Origin of the sequence: Massilia sp. CT11-108 (genome assembly GCF_047302915.1) — a bacterium.
Classification (GTDB): domain Bacteria; phylum Pseudomonadota; class Gammaproteobacteria; order Burkholderiales; family Burkholderiaceae_D; genus Telluria; species Telluria orientalis.
Genome location: NZ_JBKYMO010000006.1, coordinates 1 through 18,495 on the forward strand (window position 1 = coordinate 1; position 18,495 = coordinate 18,495).

The 18,495-nt window shown below is 66.1% G+C and carries 12 protein-coding genes and 1 pseudogene; 6 read left to right on the forward strand and 7 right to left on the reverse strand.

Translation table 11 applies throughout. The annotated features are described in order from the left end of the window. Positions 1 to 331 (reverse strand): annotated as a pseudogene (locus ACEN88_RS01530) (hypothetical protein); the annotation flags it as partial. 395 nt (positions 332 to 726) lie between these two features. On the opposite strand from ACEN88_RS01530, the gene ACEN88_RS01535 reads away from it, so the two are divergent. The 3 genes from ACEN88_RS01535 to ACEN88_RS01545 all read left to right on the forward strand — a co-directional run bounded on the left by ACEN88_RS01535 (position 727) and on the right by ACEN88_RS01545 (position 4,515). Continuing rightward, entirely contained in the window at positions 727 to 996 is a 270-nt protein-coding gene (locus tag ACEN88_RS01535; RefSeq protein ID WP_413337061.1) for a GlsB/YeaQ/YmgE family stress response membrane protein, read from the forward strand. A 71-nt stretch (positions 997 to 1,067) separates the two neighbouring features. Next, positions 1,068 to 2,345 carry a phospholipase D-like domain-containing protein gene (locus tag ACEN88_RS01540; protein ID WP_413337062.1) on the forward strand — a complete coding sequence of 426 codons (1,278 nt, stop codon included), beginning with the start codon at positions 1,068 to 1,070 and terminating at the stop codon, positions 2,343 to 2,345. A gap of 10 nt (positions 2,346 to 2,355) precedes the next feature. Beyond that, entirely contained in the window at positions 2,356 to 4,515 is a 2,160-nt protein-coding gene (locus ACEN88_RS01545; RefSeq protein WP_413337063.1) for a S46 family peptidase, read from the forward strand. Here the strand turns inward: ACEN88_RS01545 and ACEN88_RS01550 are convergent, their stop codons facing one another. Continuing rightward, positions 4,516 to 5,742, reverse strand: coding sequence for a pyridoxal-phosphate-dependent aminotransferase family protein (locus ACEN88_RS01550; RefSeq protein WP_413337064.1), 1,227 nt, complete (start codon positions 5,740 to 5,742; stop codon positions 4,516 to 4,518). A gap of 160 nt (positions 5,743 to 5,902) precedes the next feature. On the opposite strand from ACEN88_RS01550, the gene ACEN88_RS01555 reads away from it, so the two are divergent. Then, complete coding sequence (locus ACEN88_RS01555) at positions 5,903 to 7,003, forward strand: alpha/beta fold hydrolase (protein WP_413337065.1); 1,101 nt, start codon at positions 5,903 to 5,905, stop codon at positions 7,001 to 7,003. A gap of 95 nt (positions 7,004 to 7,098) precedes the next feature. Here the strand turns inward: ACEN88_RS01555 and ACEN88_RS01560 are convergent, their stop codons facing one another. Then, positions 7,099 to 8,586, reverse strand: a complete 1,488-nt coding sequence (locus tag ACEN88_RS01560; RefSeq protein ID WP_413337066.1) for an APC family permease — start codon at positions 8,584 to 8,586, stop codon at positions 7,099 to 7,101. A gap of 186 nt (positions 8,587 to 8,772) precedes the next feature. Between ACEN88_RS01560 and ACEN88_RS01565 the strand changes: the two genes are divergently transcribed. Next, a complete protein-coding gene (locus ACEN88_RS01565; protein WP_413337067.1) occupies positions 8,773 to 9,270 on the forward strand; it encodes an RrF2 family transcriptional regulator in 498 nt (165 codons plus the stop codon). Between the two features lie 85 nt (positions 9,271 to 9,355). Beyond that, positions 9,356 to 10,549, forward strand: a complete 1,194-nt coding sequence (locus tag ACEN88_RS01570) for a globin domain-containing protein (RefSeq protein WP_413337068.1) — start codon at positions 9,356 to 9,358, stop codon at positions 10,547 to 10,549. 29 nt (positions 10,550 to 10,578) lie between these two features. On the opposite strand, the gene ACEN88_RS01575 is transcribed toward ACEN88_RS01570, so the two are convergent. From ACEN88_RS01575 to ACEN88_RS01590, 4 genes are all read right to left on the reverse strand, one after another. Then, positions 10,579 to 11,445: a head GIN domain-containing protein gene (locus ACEN88_RS01575; protein ID WP_413337069.1), complete on the reverse strand. Its 867-nt coding sequence runs from the start codon at positions 11,443 to 11,445 to the stop codon at positions 10,579 to 10,581. Between the two features lie 119 nt (positions 11,446 to 11,564). Continuing rightward, positions 11,565 to 12,680, reverse strand: a complete 1,116-nt coding sequence (locus ACEN88_RS01580) for an NADH:flavin oxidoreductase/NADH oxidase (RefSeq protein ID WP_413337070.1) — start codon at positions 12,678 to 12,680, stop codon at positions 11,565 to 11,567. Between the two features lie 61 nt (positions 12,681 to 12,741). Beyond that, entirely contained in the window at positions 12,742 to 13,728 is a 987-nt protein-coding gene (locus ACEN88_RS01585) for a succinylglutamate desuccinylase (RefSeq protein WP_413337071.1), read from the reverse strand. Between the two features lie 3 nt (positions 13,729 to 13,731). After that, positions 13,732 to 18,489, reverse strand: coding sequence for an NAD-glutamate dehydrogenase domain-containing protein (locus ACEN88_RS01590; RefSeq protein ID WP_413337072.1), 4,758 nt, complete (start codon positions 18,487 to 18,489; stop codon positions 13,732 to 13,734). Positions 18,490 to 18,495: the final 6 nt, after the last annotated feature.

The following is an 18,495-nucleotide window of genomic DNA, read 5'->3' on the forward strand; positions in this document are numbered from 1 at the left end:
CCAGCGGACCGGCGACGACGAGGCCTGCGCCCGGGATCACGAGCGAGGTGCCGATGGCGGCCACGCCGGCAAGCACGGCGCCGATGGTGCCGCCGATACCTGCACCGGCAGCGGCGCCTTCCGCGGCCTTGCTGCCCAGCTCAGTCTCGGTGTCGGAGAAATGGGTCTTGCGGGTCGTGTCCGACATCATCAGGTTGACGTCGTCCTTCGTATAACCGCGGGTGGAGATGGCGCTGTAGGCGCGCTCCGCGCTGGCGCGGTCGGGGAACAGCCCGGTCACCATACGGTTCTGCTTGTTCTGCTCAGTGGTCGTGTTGTCGAAAATAGCCATGATGTACGTTCCTTTCAGTAATCGAAGCGGTCCGGGGTGTTACGTTTCAAGGCGTCTCGAAAAACCGTAGCGAGCGGCCGCAGTTGCGGTTGAGAAGCGCAGCTGTACGAAAGTACAGTGAGCATCGCAAACTGCAAATGCAACGCGCAGTAGGTTTTTCGACGCGCCTTTCGATGCAAAGTGATTGAACGATATGCCTGCCGAGCAAGGCGCTTCTGTTCGGTGACGCACCCAGTTAGGGACATTCCGCACCACAAGAGAACGTCGCCGGAGTTTGCGCGTCTAACGTTCGGCAACGCACCGACCCGGTACCGTGTGCATCAATAGACTTTGCACATGGCCTCGGCATTCAATTGGCCTGGAGTATGTTTTTTCCAACTTGAGGAGGACTCAACATGTTATTCATTATCTGGATCGTCGTTGGTGGTGTGCTCGGCTGGCTCGCCAGCATGGTCATGAAGACGGATGCTGAGCAAGGCATGATTCTCAATGTCGTGGTCGGTATCGTGGGAGCCTTCCTGGGTGGCTGGCTGCTGTCCCCGCTGTTTGGTAATGGCACCATCAACTCCGATGACTTCAGTGTATCTTCGCTGCTGGTCTCGTTCCTGGGCGCTGTGATCCTGCTCGCAATCGTGAATCTGCTGCGTCGCGGCCGCGTCCGCTAAGCAGGTGCAAGCCCCGCTTTGAAAACCAACGTCGGCTGGCGTTGGTTTTTTTACGTCTTCAAATCGAACTCATGCGTATCAAACGCCCCATCGTCGTCCTCATCACCTGCGTCGCCACCCTCGTGGCGGGCCTGCTCGTGCTGAACTTCGCGCCAGGCGAAAAGAAGATCGACACGCAGCTCACGCGCCTGTACGACACGGACGATCCGCAATTCCGCCGCTCGCTGGGCGTGCTGCTGGGCCCGCCCATCATCGAGGGCAACAAGGCCGAAGTGCTGCTCAACGGCGACAAGATTTTCCCCGCCATGCTGGACGCGATCCGCTCGGCGCAGACATCCATCAGCTTCGAAACCTATATCTACTGGGAAGGCACGATCGGCCGCGAATTCACGGACGCGCTGTCGGAACGGGCGCGCGCCGGCGTCAAGGTGCACGTGCTGCTCGACTGGATCGGCAGCATGAAGATCGACGACGCGTCGCTCGACGAGATGCGCCGCGCCGGCGTCGAATTGCACCGCTACCACAAGCCCGTCTGGTGGAAACTCGCGCGCCTGAACAACCGTACGCACAGAAAGCTCCTGATCGTCGACGGCAAGGTCGGCTTCACGGGCGGCGTCGGCATCGCGGACAAATGGCGCGGCAACGCCCAGGATCCCGAGCACTGGCGCGATTCGCATTTCCGTGTGGAAGGCCCGGTCGTCGGCCAGATGCAGGCCGTGTTCAACGACAACTGGACCAAGGCGACGGGCGCCGTCCTCGACGGGCCCGCCTACTTCCCCGCCCTCGTCGCGCAGGGCGACATGCCCGCGCAGATGTTCTCCAGCTCGCCCACGGGCGGCAGCGAGAGCATGCACCTGATGTATTTGCTGGCCATCACGGCCGCGCGCCGCACGATCCACTTGTCGAACTCGTACTTCGTGCCGGACGAACTGGCCGTGAAGGCGCTCGTCGCGGCGGCGAAACGGGGCGTGGACGTGCGCATCATCACGCCGGGCCCCATCATCGATTCCGACGTCGTGCGCGCCGCCTCGCGCGAGCGCTGGGGCGAATTGCTGGAAGCCGGCGTCAAGATGGCCGAGTACCAGCCGACGATGTACCACGTGAAGGCACTGGTCGTCGATTCGCTGCTCGTCTCCGTCGGCTCCACCAATTTCGACAACCGCTCGTTCATCCTCAACGACGAGGCCAACCTGAACGTGCTCGATCCTGACTTTGCCAAGCAACAAGAAGCTGTCTTCGAAGACGACTGGAAACACGCGCGCCCCATCACCTTGCAGGCGTGGCAGAACCGCCCATTCATGGAAAAAATCGGCGGCAAGCTGGCTGACCTGATCGGGGCGCAGCTATAAAGGACTAACCATGAAACAGACCCTCATTGCGCTCGCGATTTTCGCCTCGTTTTCCGCAAAGGCCGACGAGGGCATGTGGATGCCGCAGCAGCTGCCGCAAATCGCGCAGCAACTCAAGACCGCCGGCCTCAAACTTGATCCGGCGGCTCTTACCAGGCTGACCGCGTTCCCGATGGGCGCCGTCGTGAGCCTGGGCGGCTGCTCGGCGTCGTTCGTGTCGCCGCAAGGCCTCGTGATCACGAACCACCACTGCGTGTACAACAGCGTGGCCGTGAACTCCACGCCGCAACGCGACCTGCTCGCCGACGGCTTCCTCGCGAAGACAATGGCGGAAGAACTGCCGGCCGCGCCGGGCAGCCGCGTGTTCGTCACGGAGGAAGTGGCAAACGTCAGCAGCCGCGTGATCACGCCGGACGTCGCGCAGCTGACGGGCAAGGCGCGCCTGGACGCGATGGAAAAGAACCAGAAAACACTCGTCGCCGAATGCGAGAAGGACGCCGGCTACCGCTGCACCGTCGCGAGCTTCTACGGCGGCCTCGAGTTCTACCGCATCAAGCAGCTCGAGATCCGCGACGTGCGCCTCGTGCACGCGCCCCCGGTAGGCATCGGCAAGTTCGGCGGCGATACCGATAACTGGATGTGGCCGCGCCACACGGGCGACTACGGCTTTTATCGCGCCTACGTCAGCAAGGATGGCAAGGCCGCGGACTACGCCAAGGACAACGTCCCGTACCGCCCGAAGCTGTGGCTGAAAATCGCGCAGGACGGCGTGAAGGAAGGCGATTTCGTCATGGCCCTCGGCTACCCGGGCCGCACGAACCGGCACCGCCTGCCGTCCGAAGTGGCGTTCACGTTCGACTGGAATTATCCGGCCTTCGTGAAGGCGTCGGGCGAAACGCTGGCCGTCATCGAGCGCGAGACGAAGAACGACCCGGCCGCGCGCCTGAAGTACGCGGGCCAGATCGCGAGCGTCAACAACTACTACAAGAACCGCAAGGGCATGATCGCCAGCTACGAAGGCAGCGACATCCTCGCGCGCAAGACGGCCGAGCACAATGCGCTGAAAGCCTGGGTCGCTGCGGACCCGCGGCGCAAGGCCGAATTCGGCGCGGACATCGAGGCGGTCGAAAAGCTGATCGCCCGGCGCGACGCCGACTCGCGGCGCGAATTCTTCCTCGGGTATTCGGTGCCGCGCTTCCTGAACTCGGCGCGCACCCTGTACCGCCTGGCCAACGAGCGCACGAAGCCGGACGTCGAACGCAAGTCCGGCTACCAGGAACGCGACCTGCCGCGCCTGACGTCCGTCATCGGCGGCCAGGACCGGACGTACGACGAAAAGGTCGACAAGGCCCTCGTGCTGAACTTCCTGAAGCAGTACAACGCGCAGCCGGCCGACCAGCACGACGCCGCGTTCGACAGTGGGCTGGGCATCAGGCCGGGCATGAGCGAAGCCGAATTGAAAACGGCGCTGGACCGCATCTACGCGGGCTCGCACCTGCAGGATAAGGAAGTACGCACGGCGTGGCTGACGAAGACCCCGCAGGAGTTCAGGGCCAGCAACGACAGCTTCATCAGGGCCGCCGTCGCGATGTACGACGCCGACATGAAGCGCGAGGCCGAAGAAGACGAACTGGCGGGGAGCATCCAGAAGACCTACGCCAGCTACATGAAGGCGAAGATCGCGTACATGAACAGCAAGGGCCGCGCCGTGTACCCGGACGCGAACAGCACCCTGCGGGTCACGTACGGCAACGTCAAGGGCCGCGACTACGGCGCCGATGGCACCGGCTCATGGACCGCGTTCACGACCGTGAAGGGCGTCGTCGCCAAGCACACGGGCGAAGGCGAGTTCAATGCACCGGCGCGCCAGCTGGCCGCGATCCGCGCGAAGGACTTCGGCCGCTGGGCCGATCCGAAGCTGAAGACGGTGCCCGTCGACTTCCTCGCCACGCTGGACATCACGGGCGGCAATTCGGGCTCCGCGGCATTGAACGCGCGCGGCGAGCTGGTGGGCCTCGCGTTCGACGGCACGCTCGATTCGATCATCTCCGACTGGGATTTCGATCCGCGCGCCACGCGCGACATCCAGGTCGACGTCCGCTACATCCTGTGGAACATGGAGAAGGTCGACCATGCGGACAACCTTCTCAAGGAGATGGGCGTGCTGTGATCAGTCGGCCTTGGAGCGCTGCAGCGAGTTCTCGAGTTCCGCCATGCCGGACGGCAGATCCACGGTCGCGCCCAGGTCGCGCATCGTGCTGCCCAGCGCGTGCACCGTGCGGAACAGGTGATGCGCGCGGCACTGCTCGCCCATCTGCCCGATCCTGACGATCGGCAGGCCGAAGGAGCCCGAGATCTCGACCTGGTAGCGGCTCGAGATCGTGGAGCAGACGGCCTGGTTGGTGATGCCCTCCGGCAGATTGATCCCGACCACCGAATTGAGCCGAGATTCCGCGGGCGCGAACAGGGACAGGCCCATCGCCTCGATGCTGTCCTGCAGCGCGGTCGAGCAGCGCAGGTGGCGGGCGAACCTGACCGGCAGCGTTTCTTCGCACACGAGGCGCAAGGCTTCGTGCAGCGCCAGCACGCCCGACACCGGCGCCGTGTAGTGGTACGACGCCTTGTGCCAGAAGTTCTCGGCCAGCAGGGCGTCCAGGCACCAGTGCGTATTCGGCGTGGGCCGTTCGCGGATCCGGCTCCACGCGGCGTCGGAGAACGCAAGCAGCGAGACACCGGGAATCGACGACAGCCCTTTCTGCCCGCCCGTGATCACGGCATCGACCTGCCAGTCGTCCATCTCGAACGGCGTCGTGCTGAGCGTGCACACGGCGTCGACGATGACGAGGCAGCCCCGCGCCTTCGCCAGCCGCGCGATGTTCTTCACGTCGTTGTTGAACGTGGTGTTGGACGTTTCGCCCTGGACGAGCGTCAGGCAATGGGGCCGGTGTTCGTCCAGCAGCGCTTCCAGCCTGTCCAGCGACATCGAGTGCGGGAAGATCTCGTTCATCGTGACGACGTCCGCCCCCGCGCGGCGGCTCATTTCCGCCATGCGGCCGCTGAAGAAACCGTTGCAGATCGAGAGCACGCGCGTACCGGGCCAGACCAGATTGCAGATCGCCATTTCCATCGCCGCCGATCCGGGACCGGCCACGCCCAGCACCCAGTTGGAACGGGTCTGGAAGACGTATCTCGCCATGTCCTTCACCTGGGTGATGATCTTCGCCATGGTCTCGCCCAGGTGGTTGATGACCAGCGAATTCGCGCGGGCCACCGCGCTGGGGATCGGCACCGGGCCGGCGCCCATCATCAGCAACGGGTCGTCCGGCAGGATGGCGCTGAGATGGTCGACGTGGGGCGGGAGGATGTCGTTGCGGGTTGGCTGGAGCTGTGTGTTCATGGTGGGTCTTCGTCGTGTTGGCAGTCGGACAAGTGTACCAAGTATTCCATCCGCGCCATCTGCATCTCATACCGCGCAATGCGCAATCCATGCCATCGGGCCTGCCGGCTCGGAGCGGATTCCTTACACTGCCTGCACATCACGCATAAGGAGAATTGGTATGAAGCGGATCTGGATCTGGGCACTGCTCGCCGTCGCATGCGCCCACGTGCACGCACAGGACGACAAAATACGGCAAGAGCGGGCGCAGGCATGGACGCAAGCCCGCGCCATCGTGGCGGACCTCGATAAAATCGTCGCGCCGCACGGCGTGCAGGAATCGTACAAGACGCGCATCGGCGGCATCGACCAGTGGCTCACCGTGCGCGGCCAGGAGCGCGACAACCCGATGATCCTGTTCGTGCACGGCGGCCCGGCGGCGCCCGTCACGCCGACCCTGTGGCAGTTCGAGCGCCCGCTCGAGGAATATTTCACCATCGCGAACTGGGACCAGCGCGGTGCCGGCAAGACCTATGGCGAGACCGATCCCGCGCAGGTCGCGGACACCATCCGTATCGACCGCTACGTCGACGACGCCATCGAGGTGGCCGAGCACCTGCGCCGGCGCTACGGCAAGCGGAAGCTGATCCTGATGGGCCACAGCTGGGGCACCATCGTGAGCATGAAGGCGGCGCTGAAGCGTCCGGACCTGTTTTATGCCTATGTCGGCATCGGCCAGGTGATCAGCGTGCGCGAGAACGAACGCATCAGCTTCGACTACGCGCTGGCACAGGCGAAACAGCACAAGAACGAGGAAGCGCTGCGCGATTTGCAGTCGATCGCGCCCTACCCCGGCAACCAGCCGATCACCCGCGAACGCATCATCGTCGCGCGCAAGTGGCCGCAGTACTACGGCGGATTGAGCGCCTACCGCAGCGAGTCGGCCTATTATTTCGACGGTCCGCGCCTGTCGCCGGAATACGATGCGCAGCAGGTCAAGGACATCGACCAGGGCAACCTGCTCACGCTGGGCCGCATTTTGCCGGAGTTCGTGCAGGTGGATTTCTCGAACGTGAAAAGCTTCCCGATCCCGGTGGTGATGTTCCTGGGCAGGCACGATTACACGACGCCGACAGCACCGACGGAGGCGTGGCTGAAGCAGGTGAAGGCGCCGTCGAAACAGGCGGTGTGGTTCGAGCGGTCGGCGCACATGGTGCCGTGGGAGGAGCCGGGGAAGACGCTCGTCAGCCTGCTGACGTTTGTGAGGCCGTTGGCGAAATGAACCGTCGCCCCCGCGCAGGCGGGGGCCCAATTTTGCGAGCGCCGTCGCGACGCGTCCACATCAGGTCCCTGCCTGCGCAGGGACGACGTTGGTGGCTAGTGCGTCAACTCCGCCTGCGCCGCATCCGTCTTGTTCAACCGGCTGTTCCGCATCCCATACCCGAAATACGTGAGAACGGCCACCGCCATCCAGATGGTGAACACCGTATAAGTCGTGCTGGACAACCCGCCGACGAGATACAGGCACGCGAGGATCGACAGCCCCGGCACGAGGTAAGGCCCGAATGGCACGCGAAAGCCCTTGCGGCCCGTCTCGCCCTGCTTGCGGCGGATGACCGGCACCGCGATCGACACGACCATGAACGCGACCAGCGTCCCCATGCTCACCATATCCCACAGGAAGGTGGAGTCGACGAGGCCCGCCACGGCGCCCACGACGATGCTGACGATCAGCGTGTTCGTCACCGGCGACTGCGTGCGCGGATTGACCTTGCGGAAGGCGTTCGGCACGAGGCCGTCCTTGGCGATGGCGTACAGGATGCGCGTCTGGCCGTAGATCGTCACCAGCGTCACCGAGAACACGGAGATGACGGCGCCGGCCGACAGCACGAGCGCCGGCCATGCCTTGCCGGTCACGTTCTGCAGGATCACGGCGAGGCCCGCTTCCTGGCCCGCGAACATCGACGCCGGCTGGGCGCCAAGGGCCGCGATCGCGACCAGCATGTAGAACACGGTGACGATGCCGAGGGCGGCCAGGATGCCGATCGGGACGTCGCGCGTCGGGTCCTTGACCTCCTCGCCGGCCGTGGCGATGGTGTCCAGGCCGATGAACGAAAAGAACACGGTGCCCGCGGCCGCCGTCACGCCGGCCAGGCCGCCGACGCCTTTGCCGTCCGCCGGCCAGACGAACGGGTGGAAGTTGTTGATGTCGAAGCCGGACAGCGCGATCGCGGAAAAGAACACGAGGATCGCCAGCTTGATCAGCACCATGATGGCGTTCGTCGTCGCCGATTCCTTGGTGCCGCGGATCAGCAGGACGCAGCACAGCACGACGAGCAGGATCGGCGGCAGGTTGATGTGCCCCGTGTGGAATTCGACGCCGCCGTTCTTGCCCGCGACGACCAGGGGCGAGCGCAGCGCGTCGGGGATCTGCCAGCCGAGCGCGTTCTGCAGGAAGTTGTTCAGGTAATCCGACCAGCCGATCGCGGTCGCGCTGGCGGCCAGGCCATATTCCAATAGCAGGCAGGCCGCGACGATGAACGCGGCGAACTCGCCCACGGTGGCGTAGGCGAACGAATACGAGGAGCCGGCGGCCGGCACGCGGTTGGCCAGTTCGGCATAGCACAGCGCGGTGAGGCCCGCGGTGACGGCGGCCATCAGGAACGACAGCACGACGGCCGGACCGGCCTTCGGCACCGCTTCCACCATCGTGAAGAAGATACCGGTGCCGATCGTGGCACCGACGCCGATCATCGTCAGGGGAAACAAGCCCAGCGAGCGGCCCAGGGCGTGGGCATGGCCGTCATCGAGCTTGTGCTCGGACGTCTTGGTACGAAAGAGCTTTTGGCCCAGTGTCTGGTTCACGTCGTCGTCCTCTTGGCGCGGGTAGCGCTGTTGTCTTATCCAAAGTCCGCGATTATAGGGCCAGTTCCCGGCACTGCTTTCACTGCGGGAAAAAAAATACTTCCGCTAAACATGCATTTTTAATGCAGATTTAGGTAGAATACGCACATGGAGTTAGAATACGCTCGTAACCACTGAGCTGATCCGATGCGACTCACCCGATTCTCCGATATTGGCCTGCGTGTCCTGATCTATCTGGAACGCGCGGGAGAACGTCCGCATCCGGTAACGGTGGCCGAGATCGGCAAGCAATTCGACATCCCGCTGAACCACCTGGTCAAAGTGGTCGGGCAACTGGCCAAGCTGGGCTGGGTGCAGGCGACCCGCGGACGCAACGGCGGCCTGCGCCTCGCCGCCGATCCCGCCACCCTGACGATCGGCCAGGTACTGCGCAAGCTGGAAGGCGAAGACGACGAGCTGGTCGACTGCGACGGCACGGACTGCGCGCTGAAGATGGATTGCCAGCTGCGCGGCATGCTGCGCGCCGGCATGCGGGCGTTCTACGACGCGATGGACCGCTACACGCTGGCCCACGCGACCGCCGGCGGCACGGGCGAACAGGTGGTGCGCATGCATCGCATGTTCTGGGATAGCGCAGCGGCGAAAACCGCCGTGGCCCTGCCCGAGCCGGTGAGTGAGGATTAACTTCAATATTGATGGCAAGCCCGCTGTGCGGGCCTTTTTTTGAATCTTAAATCTGCATCTTAAATGCATAATTAAAGGAACCACCATGATTTCGGAAGCTTCCCGCCCCTACATCGATGCCAGCGTCCCCGTCCTGCGCCAGCACGGCCTGACGATCACCAAGCTGTTCTACACGAACATGCTGGGCGCGCATCCTGAACTGACCCGCATTTTCAACATGGGGAACCAGGCCAGTGGGGCGCAGCAGCAGTCGCTGGCATCGGCGGTGTTCGCGTACGCGGCCAACATCGGCAACCCGGGCGCGCTGGGTCCCGTCGTCGAGCGCATCGTGCACAAGCACGTGTCGGTCGGCATCCGCGCCGAGCACTACCCGATCGTCGGCAAGCACCTGCTGGAATCCATCGCGGCCACGCTGGGCGACGCCGCCACGGAACCGCTGCTGAACGCGTGGAAGGAAGCCTACAACTCGCTCGCCAAACTGCTGATCGAAGCGGAAGCGAACCTGTACAGCACGGCCGGCATCCAGCCGGGCGACACCCGTCCGATGCGCGTCGTGGAAGTCAAGACGGAATCCGTCAACGTGCTGTCGATCCGCTTCGTCCCCGCCGACGGCAAACCGGTCCCCGCGTTCAAGCCGGGCCAGTACGTCAGCGTCGCGGTCGACCTGCCGGGCGGCCGTCACCAGCTGCGCCAGTACAGCCTGTCGGATGCGCCGAATGGTGAAGACCTGCGCATCTCGGTGAAGCGCGAAGACGGCGTGGACGATACGCCGGCCGGTGAAGTGTCGAACTGGCTGCACGCCAACGTGAAGGTCGGCGCCACGCTGCAGGTGTCGCACCCGTTCGGCGAGTTCCTGCCGGAGACGGAAGGCGACGCGCCGCTCGTGCTGCTGTCGGCTGGCGTCGGCATTACGCCGATGGTGTCCGCCCTGAAGCGCGTGACGCAGGTGAATCCGCAGCGCCGCGTGATCTTCGCGCACGCCGCACGCGACGCCGGCCACCACGCGCTGCGCGCGGAAGTCGAAGGCCTGGTGTCCGTGATGCCGAACCTGTCCGTCGTGACCTTCCACGAGGACGCACAAGGTGCGGCCGGCGTGATCGAAGGCCGCATGGACGTGGCGAAGCTGCCGGCATGGCCGCACGACGAGGCGTCGGTCTACCTGTGCGGCCCGCACAAGTTCATGCAGGCCCAGTGGCTCGGTCTCCTGAATGCGGGCGTGCCGGCCGGCCGCCTGTACCGCGAGGTGTTCGGTCCGGAGCTGCTCGACCACCTGCTGTAATCGAAACGCCGGCCTTCGCGCCGGCGTTTTTAATTCACGACCTGGACGAGCTTCCCGCTCACGGTCCGCTGCGACGGATTGCCGTACACGCGGATGCCGCCGGAGCCGCTATTCTGCGCGACGAGCGACTGCCGCACGTTCGCGGTCATGCCGCCCGATCCCGTCGACGACAGGTCCGCCTGCTCGCTGACGAGGTCCGCCAGGTCCAGGTGGCCGGAGCCGTTCGAGCGCGCCGCCAGGTGGCGCACCGCACCCGTCACGCGCAGCTGGCCGGAGCCGTTCAGGTTCGCCGTCAGGCGCTCGCCCTGCATGCGGCCCGCGACGATGCGGCCGGAACCCGTCAAGGTCAGGTTGCCGCCGCTGCTCTGCAACGTCGTCGCGTCGATGCTGCCCGAACCGTTCTGCACCACGTCCAGGCTGGCCACGCGGCCCGTCAGCAGCACGGAACCCGATCCCTGCGCTTCCACGACCAGCGGTCCGCCGTTCAGCTCTTGCACGGACAGGTGGCCGGAGCCGTTGTGGCGGACGTTCGTCAGGCGCGGCACGGTATAGGTCACGCGCACGGGATTGTTGGTGCGGAACGAGCGCTCCTTCTCGATGACGAGCCGGTCGCCGCGCAGCTCCGTGCGGATGAACGGCAGCAGGTTGCTGTCCGCCTCCACGACCAGCGACGTCGCCGGGCCCACGCGCACGTCGACGGTGATCGTGCCGTTCACTTCCAGCGCCGGCACGGTGGCGATCGTGCGCTCGTCGCGCGCGGGCACGCCGTTGCCTTCGATGGAATCGCTGGAGAATGGCGTGCGGACCTGGTAGTCGCCATCGCCGCCCGGTGCGACGATGATGGCGCAGCCGCCGAGGATGGCGCAGGCGAGAGCGATGGCGAACGGAGTACGCATGGTGGATGGCCTTGTTGTTATTGACCATGCCACTGTAGCAAGGGCTTGCAGGGCCGTCCGCCTGCGTGCGACGGACGGCGTAAAACGCGGAACGAACGGAGGAAAACCAGCGACGACCGTCAGCGCTGGCCCAGGCGCGTATCGCCGAACAGATGCTTGTACTCGTGCGGCTGCGAGCGCCAGTACTGCGGCGGCGCGCTGACCGTCGCCCCCAATTCCGCGGCCGCATGCCACGGCCAGCGCGGGTCGTACAGCATCGCGCGCGCCAGCGCCACCATGTCGGCCTGGCCCGTCTGCACGATGGTCTCGGCCTGCTTCGCCTCCGTGATCAGGCCCACGCCGATGGTCGGCATGGGAGTGTTCGCCTTGATGCGCGCGGCGAACTCGATCTGGTAGCCCGGACCGACGGGGATCTTCTGGTGCGGCGACAGCCCGCCGCTCGACACGTGGATGAACTGGCAGCCGAGCCGCTCCAGTTCCTGCGTCAGCACGAGGCTCTGTTCCAGGTCCCAGCCGCCCTCGACCCAGTCGCTGGCCGAGATGCGCATGCCGACCACCATCTCGGGCGACACGGCCGCGCGCACGGCCTGGAACACTTCGAGCGGAAAGCGCATGCGGTTTTCCAGCGAGCCGCCATATTGATCGTCGCGCTGGTTCGACAGCGGCGACAGGAACTGGTGCAGCAGATAGCCATGGGCGCCGTGCAGTTCGATGGCGTCCAGGCCCAGCGCATCGGCGCGGCGCGCGGCAGCGACGAAGCCGTCCTTCACGCGCTGCAGGCCGGCGGCATCGAGCGCCAGCGGCACGGTCTCGCCCTCCGCGTGCGGGATCGCGGACGGCGCCACGGTCTGCCAGCCGTGGGAGTCCCCCACCGGAAGATTCGCGCCGCCGTGCCACGGCACCTCGCTCGACGCCTTGCGGCCCGCGTGCGCGAGCTGGATGGCGATCTTGATCGGTGCATGCTTGCGCATCGCATTGACGACGGGCTCCAGCGCGGCCGCATGCTCGTCGGTCCAGAGGCCCAGGTCGGCATAGGTGATGCGCCCTTCCTCCGTCACGGCGGTCGCTTCGATGATGAGAAGTCCCGCGCCGGACAGTGCGAGGTGGCCGAGGTGGATCATGTGCCAGTCGGTGGCGTAGCCCCGGTCGGCGGAGTATTGGCACATCGGCGCGATGGCGATCCGGTTGGCCAGCTCCAGCGGGCCGAGCTTGATCGGAGAAAACAGCTTGCTCATGGGTGAGACTCCCCTTTGCATTTCAAAGAGCCAGTCTAGCGCGCATGGCGCAAACGCGCTTTCAACCGGCGCGCACCACCATGATCCCCGCACGCAACCCCACGCGCACATCGGGATTCGGAAACACGACACACTCTTCGTCGTGCTGAACGGTATAAACAGTATCGCCGTCGCGCGCGATCACTTCCCCCTTTTTCAATGGCGTGAAGTTTTCGGTATCGCGTCCGAAGCTCATCGTGAACGCATCGGACAGCTTGGTGATCGACTGGGCCGTGTTGAACACGACGGGCTCGTTGCCGCCCTCCTGCGCTTGCCCGCGCAGCAGGCCATGCAGGGCCGAGGCCATCGCCGCGAACTGCGACAGGTCGTTCTGCCCCAGCGTGCCGATGCGTCCCAGTTCGACGGTGGTGCCCGCGGCGCCGTGCCGCTCGGCCGTCCAGTAACTGTACGTGCCCGCGGACGCGGGGTTCATGATGACGGCCTCGATGCCGCCGAGGCCGAGCCACGCGATCAGCGCGCGGCGGGGAGTCTCCGCGATCAACTCCGGCACGATCGCGAAGCGCGGATAACGCGAGCCGCGGATCGCCGTGTGCAGGTCGAGATGCCAGCGGCGCGGGCCGCTGCCCTCGAAGAATGCGGCCGTCGCCGCGATCAGCGTGTCCGCGCGGCCGGCTTCGAAGGTGCCGGCCAGGTCGCCGCGCTGGTCGCGGAACATGCGGTTCAGGTCCGCGTCGATGAAGCGCTTGCCGGCCGCGATGGCGTCGATGTTCCCGACGCACAGCATCAGGTCCACCGCGAGCTCGCCGGGCGTGCGCGACAGGGCCTCGATGGCGTAGGCCACCATCTCGATCGGCCCTGTCTCGTCGCCGTGCACGCCCACCGACAGCAGCACGGCGGGCCGCTCTGCCGACGGCGTCGCGGCCTTCACGGTCAGCACGCCCTTCGCGGGCTGGCCGACCGTGAAGCCGGCTTGCGCGAAGCGGGCGGCTACCTCGCCGAAGTCGCCTTCGGCCAGTGCCCGGATTTCCTTCGGTAAGGTGGCCGCCATCGCTTACGCCACGTTCGCGACGGTGGTGGCGACGGTCGTCGCCGCGGTGCCGGATGCGATGCGGTCCGGGCTCGAACCTTCCGACAGCGACCACACGGCCAGCATCGCCTGCTCCAGGTCCGTCGGCTGGACGTAGCCGGCCGACAGGCCCATCGCCGCGGTCAGCTCGCGCACGGCCGACTGCATGTCGCCGCTGGTGCGGCTCGCCGCCAGCACTTCCGTCAGCAGGCGTTGCTGCGTGCGGCGCAGGGCTTGCAGCGCGTAGTTGCGCAGCTGTTCCTGCGACTTGCTCGTGGCCGGCAGCTTGAGGCCGCGTTCCAGCGTGTCGATGCCCGCCTGCTCGCGCAGCAACATGCCGACGCGCAGGAACTCGGCCAGCGACATGCCTTGCGGACGCTGGATGGAGACGGCCGCGAACAGGAACGTCGCCAGCGATTCGACCGTGTCGACGGCCTTCCACGCCTGCACGAACGACGACGACAGGCCGGCGTGGCTGTCCGCCTCCGACTTCGCCGGCATCAGCTGGCGCAGTTGTTCCGGCTGGGCGAACAGGTTCGACAGCTCTTCCATGCCGCCGGCACCGGCCTGCTCCGCCGGCAGCGACAGCACGCCTTCGATCACGGTGCGCAGCATCACGCGGGTACGCGCGTCGACGGTCTGCGACACGTCGCGCGGCACGACCAGCGCGTCATGGTCCAGCGCCTCGAACACGGGCGCCAGGTGCAGCGCGGCCCACGCCTGGCCCCACGACTTGACGACTTCGGCGTCGTCGATGCGGTGTTCCAGCGCCAGGTCGCGCAGCATCAGCGGGCCGCAGCGGTTGACGGATTCGTTGGCCAGCACGGTCGCGAGGATCGCGTTGGCCAGCGGGTGCGCCAGCGGATCGCGCGTGGCGACCAGCTGCGCCGGGAAGTACGGGCGCAGGATGGTCTCGGCCCACGGCTGTTCCGTCAGCGGCAGCGCGGCCAGGGTGCGCTTGAAGCGGTTCTTGACGTTGGCGACGACGACGGCCAGTTCCGGCGTCGTGAGACCCAGGCCCAGGGCCTTGCGGCGCTGCAGTTCCGTCTCGCCCGGCAGTTGTTCCAGCTCGCGCGACACGGCGCCTTCCGCCTCCAGGCTCGCGATCAGCGCGGCGTAGCCGTCGACGACGGCGCTGTTCGATTGCGCCTGCGCCTCGCGCACCAGCAGGTGCGTCTGCAGCGTGTTGTCGCGCAGGACCAGCTTCTCGATATCGCCCGTCATCTCGGTCAGCAGGCGGTTGCGCTCGCCCTCGTCCAGCTGGCCCGCGTTGACTTCGGTGTCGAGCCAGATCTTGACGTTGACTTCGTGGTCGGAGCAGTCCACGCCGGCCGAGTTGTCGATCGCATCCGTGAAGATGCGGCCGCCGGCCAGCGCGAATTCGATACGGCCGGCCTGCGTGGCGCCCAGGTTGCCGCCTTCCGCGACAACCTTCACGCGCAGCTCGTTGCCGTTGACGCGGATGTTGTCGTTGGCGCGGTCCTTCACTTGCGCGTGGGTCTCGGTGGACGCCTTGATGTAGGTGCCGATGCCGCCGTTGTAGAACAGGTCGACCGGCGCCAGCAGGATGCGGTGCATCAGTTCTTCCGGCGTGAGCGACGTCTCTTCGATGGCCAGCGCTTCGCGCACCTGCGGCGACAGCTCGATGTGACGGGCGGTACGGGGGAACACGCCGCCGCCTTCCGAGATCAGTTCCTTGTCGTAGTCGTCCCACGAGGAACGCGGCAGCGCGAACATGCGCTTGCGCTCATTGAACGACACGACGACGTCCGGATTCGGGTCGAGGAAGATGTGGCGGTGGTCGAACGCGGCCAGCACTTTCAGCTGGCGCGACAGCAGCACGCCGTTGCCGAACACGTCGCCCGACATGTCGCCCACGCCGACCATCGTCACCGGGGTCGTGTTCATGTCGTGGCCCATCTCGTAGAAGTGGCGTTTTACCGCTTCGAACGCGCCCTTCGCGGTGATGCCCATCTTCTTGTGGTCGTAGCCGTTCGAGCCGCCGGACGCGAACGCGTCGCCCAGCCAGAAGCCGCGCGAGACGGCGATGCTGTTGGCGATGTCGGAGAACGTCGCCGTGCCCTTGTCGGCGGCGACCACGAGGTACGGGTCGTCCTGGTCATAGCGCACCGTGTCGGCCGGCGGAACGATCTCGCCGCGCACGCGGTTGTCCGTCACTTCCAGCAGGCTCGCGATGAACAGGCGGTAGACGGCTTCGCCTTCGGCCGCGACGACGTCACGCGCCGCATCCTTCGGCATCTGCTTGCAGACGAAACCGCCCTTCGAGCCGGCCGGCACGATGACGGCGTTCTTGACCATCTGCGCCTTCACGAGGCCCAGCACTTCGGTGCGGTAGTCTTCCATGCGATCGGACCAGCGCAGGCCGCCGCGGGCGACCGGGCCGCCGCGCAGGTGCAGGCCTTCGAAGCGGCGCGAGAACACATAGATCTCGCGGAACGGGCGCGGTTCCGGCACGAGCGCCAGGTGGCTCGTGTCGAGCTTGAAGATGATCTTCTCGCCGCGATTTTCCTTCGTTCCTTGATAGTAATTGGTGCGCACGGTCGCCATCACGAGATCGACCAGCGCGGCCATGATTTCCTCGGTGTCGGCGTGGTTGACCTTGGCCAGGCCCGCCTTCAGCGCGACCAGTTTCGCATCGCCCTCGGCGCGCTCCTCGGCGCTGCGTTTCGGGTCGAAGCGCAGTTCGAAGCCTTCGACCAGTTCCTTGACGAGGTTCGCGCGCGGGCGCAGCGTCTCGGCCATGTAGCGGGTCGAGAACTTGCTGCCGGCCTGGCGCCAGTAGCTGATGTACGCGCGCACGAGCTGCACTTCGCGCATCGCCAGGCCGCCTTCGATGGTGAGGCCGTTCAGGCGGCCGTCTTCCGCTTCGTCGTTGAACAGCGCGGCGAACAGTTCGCCGGCCACTTCCGCGACGCCCGGCTTGGCCAGCTTGGCGGCCGAATCCGCGTCGACGATCAGGCCCGTGATGTAGCGGCGGGTACCGTCGGCCGTATCGATCCAGAAGCTTTGTTCGCGGTCGATGGCGACGCCGGCGTTCTGCAGCGCCGGCAGGATGCGCGACAGCGACGGCATCGTGTTCGTCGAGTACAGGCGCAGCGACGTGATGCCCGCTTCATCCGTCTCGATGCGGACCGAGACGTGGCCCTGCTGGCCGTTCGCGATGATCGCGCTCACGTCGCGGAAGGCGATTTCCGGTGCCGTCGCGGCCACGTAGTTCACGGGCAGCGTCGGCAGGATCTTGCGCAGCGCGTTGCGGGTCGGGACGTCTTCGACGGTGTCGGTCAGCGCCGTGTAGCGGTCATGCCAGCCGTCCAGCACGGACAGCAGCGGTTTCTGGATGTCGGATTCCAGGTCGAGCGGATAGCGCGCGGCCTGGGCGATCAGGTAGACGCGGGCCAGCGGGCCGTCCGCGACGAGCGTCTGCGTGCGCACGTCGACGGCGCCCGAGCTTTCCTTCAGCGCCTGCGCCAGCCCGGCGACGACGGCGGCGCTGTAGCGTTCGCGCGGCAAATAGACCAGGACGTTCAGGTGGCGTTGATAGACGTCGCGGCGTGCAAACACTTTCGCGCGCGGCTGCTTGTACAGCGAGACGACGGAGCTGCACACCTGGGCGAGCCAGTCCGGATCCGCTTCCAGCGCTTCCGTGCGCGGCAGCGACTCCAGGATCTCGAGGAATTTCTCGGCGCGGAAGCCTTCCTGGCGCACGCCGGCGATGGACAGCACTTTCGCCACGCGGCCGCGCGCGAACGGCAGGCGCGCCAGCGGGGTCGACGTGGCGGCGCGGGTGAACAGGCCGACGAAGCAGTGTTCGCCGATCGTGTTGCCCTGCGTGTCGGTGTCGCGCACGCCGATGAAGTCCAGCGGCTGGTCGCGGTGCAAGGTGCCGGCCACGTCGGCCTTCACGATCGACAGCGTCTCGTCGCGCTTGGACAGGATCTCGAAGTCGCCCGGGATGTTCTGCAGGCAGGTGCCGTAGACGGGGTGCGACGTATCCTGCAGCACGCCGATGCGGCTCGGGATGTCGCGTTCGAGTTCGCGCACGCCCGGCTTCACGAAGTAGTAGGCGTAGCCGAACGGCTCGAAGCCTTCGTTCTTGGCCCAGTCGAGGAACGCGGCCACTTCCTGGCCGGACGGCGTACCTTGTGCGGCGGCGGCGGCGGCAACGGCGGTCATGCGGTCGGCCATGGCGACGGCGTCGCGGTGCACGATGGCGGCGTCGCGCGCGACCATCTGGATGCGCTCGATGAGTTGGGAGAGTTCGTCCTGCGGCAGGTCTTCCGCCAGCAGGCACAGGACATACGATTCCAGCGGCGCGCCCGCTTCGCCGACGGCGACCACGCGGCCGGCTTCGTCGCGGCGCACGGGCAGCACCGTATTCAGCACGCCCGACGCGACGACGCGCTGGCGGCGCAGCGCCATCACGAACGAGTCGACGAGGTAGGGCATGTCCTCGTTCAGGATCAGCAAGGCGGTCGACATGCCGCAGCGGCCGTCCGTATAGCGATTCTCCGCGATCTGGCAGCCGTCGGTCGTGCGCTGCGCCACCTGGGCGAAAGCATCCCACAGGATGGCGGCGAGGTTGCGGGGATCGATGCCGGCGAGGTCGTCCTCGTCCAGGGCGCCGATCCAGGCGCCGATCAGCGCGCCCACTTGTTCCGAAGCGCCCACCGGCTTGTTCTCGTTAACCAGCGCGAGGGTTTGCGTGCGCAGATCGTGAGGCATGTCTTT

What these genes read in the sequence shown, in the direction of transcription:
- ACEN88_RS01580 (WP_413337070.1), bottom strand. Translation starts at nt 12,680, where the DNA reads ATGAGCAAGCTGTTTTCTCCGATCAAGCTCGGCCCGCTGGAGCTGGCC.
- ACEN88_RS01550 (WP_413337064.1), bottom strand. Translation starts at nt 5,742, where the DNA reads ATGAACACACAGCTCCAGCCAACCCGCAACGACATCCTCCCGCCCCAC.
- ACEN88_RS01555 (WP_413337065.1), top strand. Translation starts at nt 5,903, where the DNA reads ATGAAGCGGATCTGGATCTGGGCACTGCTCGCCGTCGCATGCGCCCAC.
- ACEN88_RS01575 (WP_413337069.1), bottom strand. Translation starts at nt 11,445, where the DNA reads ATGCGTACTCCGTTCGCCATCGCTCTCGCCTGCGCCATCCTCGGCGGC.
- ACEN88_RS01545 (WP_413337063.1), top strand. Translation starts at nt 2,356, where the DNA reads ATGAAACAGACCCTCATTGCGCTCGCGATTTTCGCCTCGTTTTCCGCA.
- ACEN88_RS01585 (WP_413337071.1), bottom strand. Translation starts at nt 13,728, where the DNA reads ATGGCGGCCACCTTACCGAAGGAAATCCGGGCACTGGCCGAAGGCGAC.
- ACEN88_RS01540 (WP_413337062.1), top strand. Translation starts at nt 1,068, where the DNA reads ATGCGTATCAAACGCCCCATCGTCGTCCTCATCACCTGCGTCGCCACC.
- ACEN88_RS01535 (WP_413337061.1), top strand. Translation starts at nt 727, where the DNA reads ATGTTATTCATTATCTGGATCGTCGTTGGTGGTGTGCTCGGCTGGCTC.
- ACEN88_RS01590 (WP_413337072.1), bottom strand. Translation starts at nt 18,489, where the DNA reads ATGCCTCACGATCTGCGCACGCAAACCCTCGCGCTGGTTAACGAGAAC.
- ACEN88_RS01570 (WP_413337068.1), top strand. Translation starts at nt 9,356, where the DNA reads ATGATTTCGGAAGCTTCCCGCCCCTACATCGATGCCAGCGTCCCCGTC.
- ACEN88_RS01565 (WP_413337067.1), top strand. Translation starts at nt 8,773, where the DNA reads ATGCGACTCACCCGATTCTCCGATATTGGCCTGCGTGTCCTGATCTAT.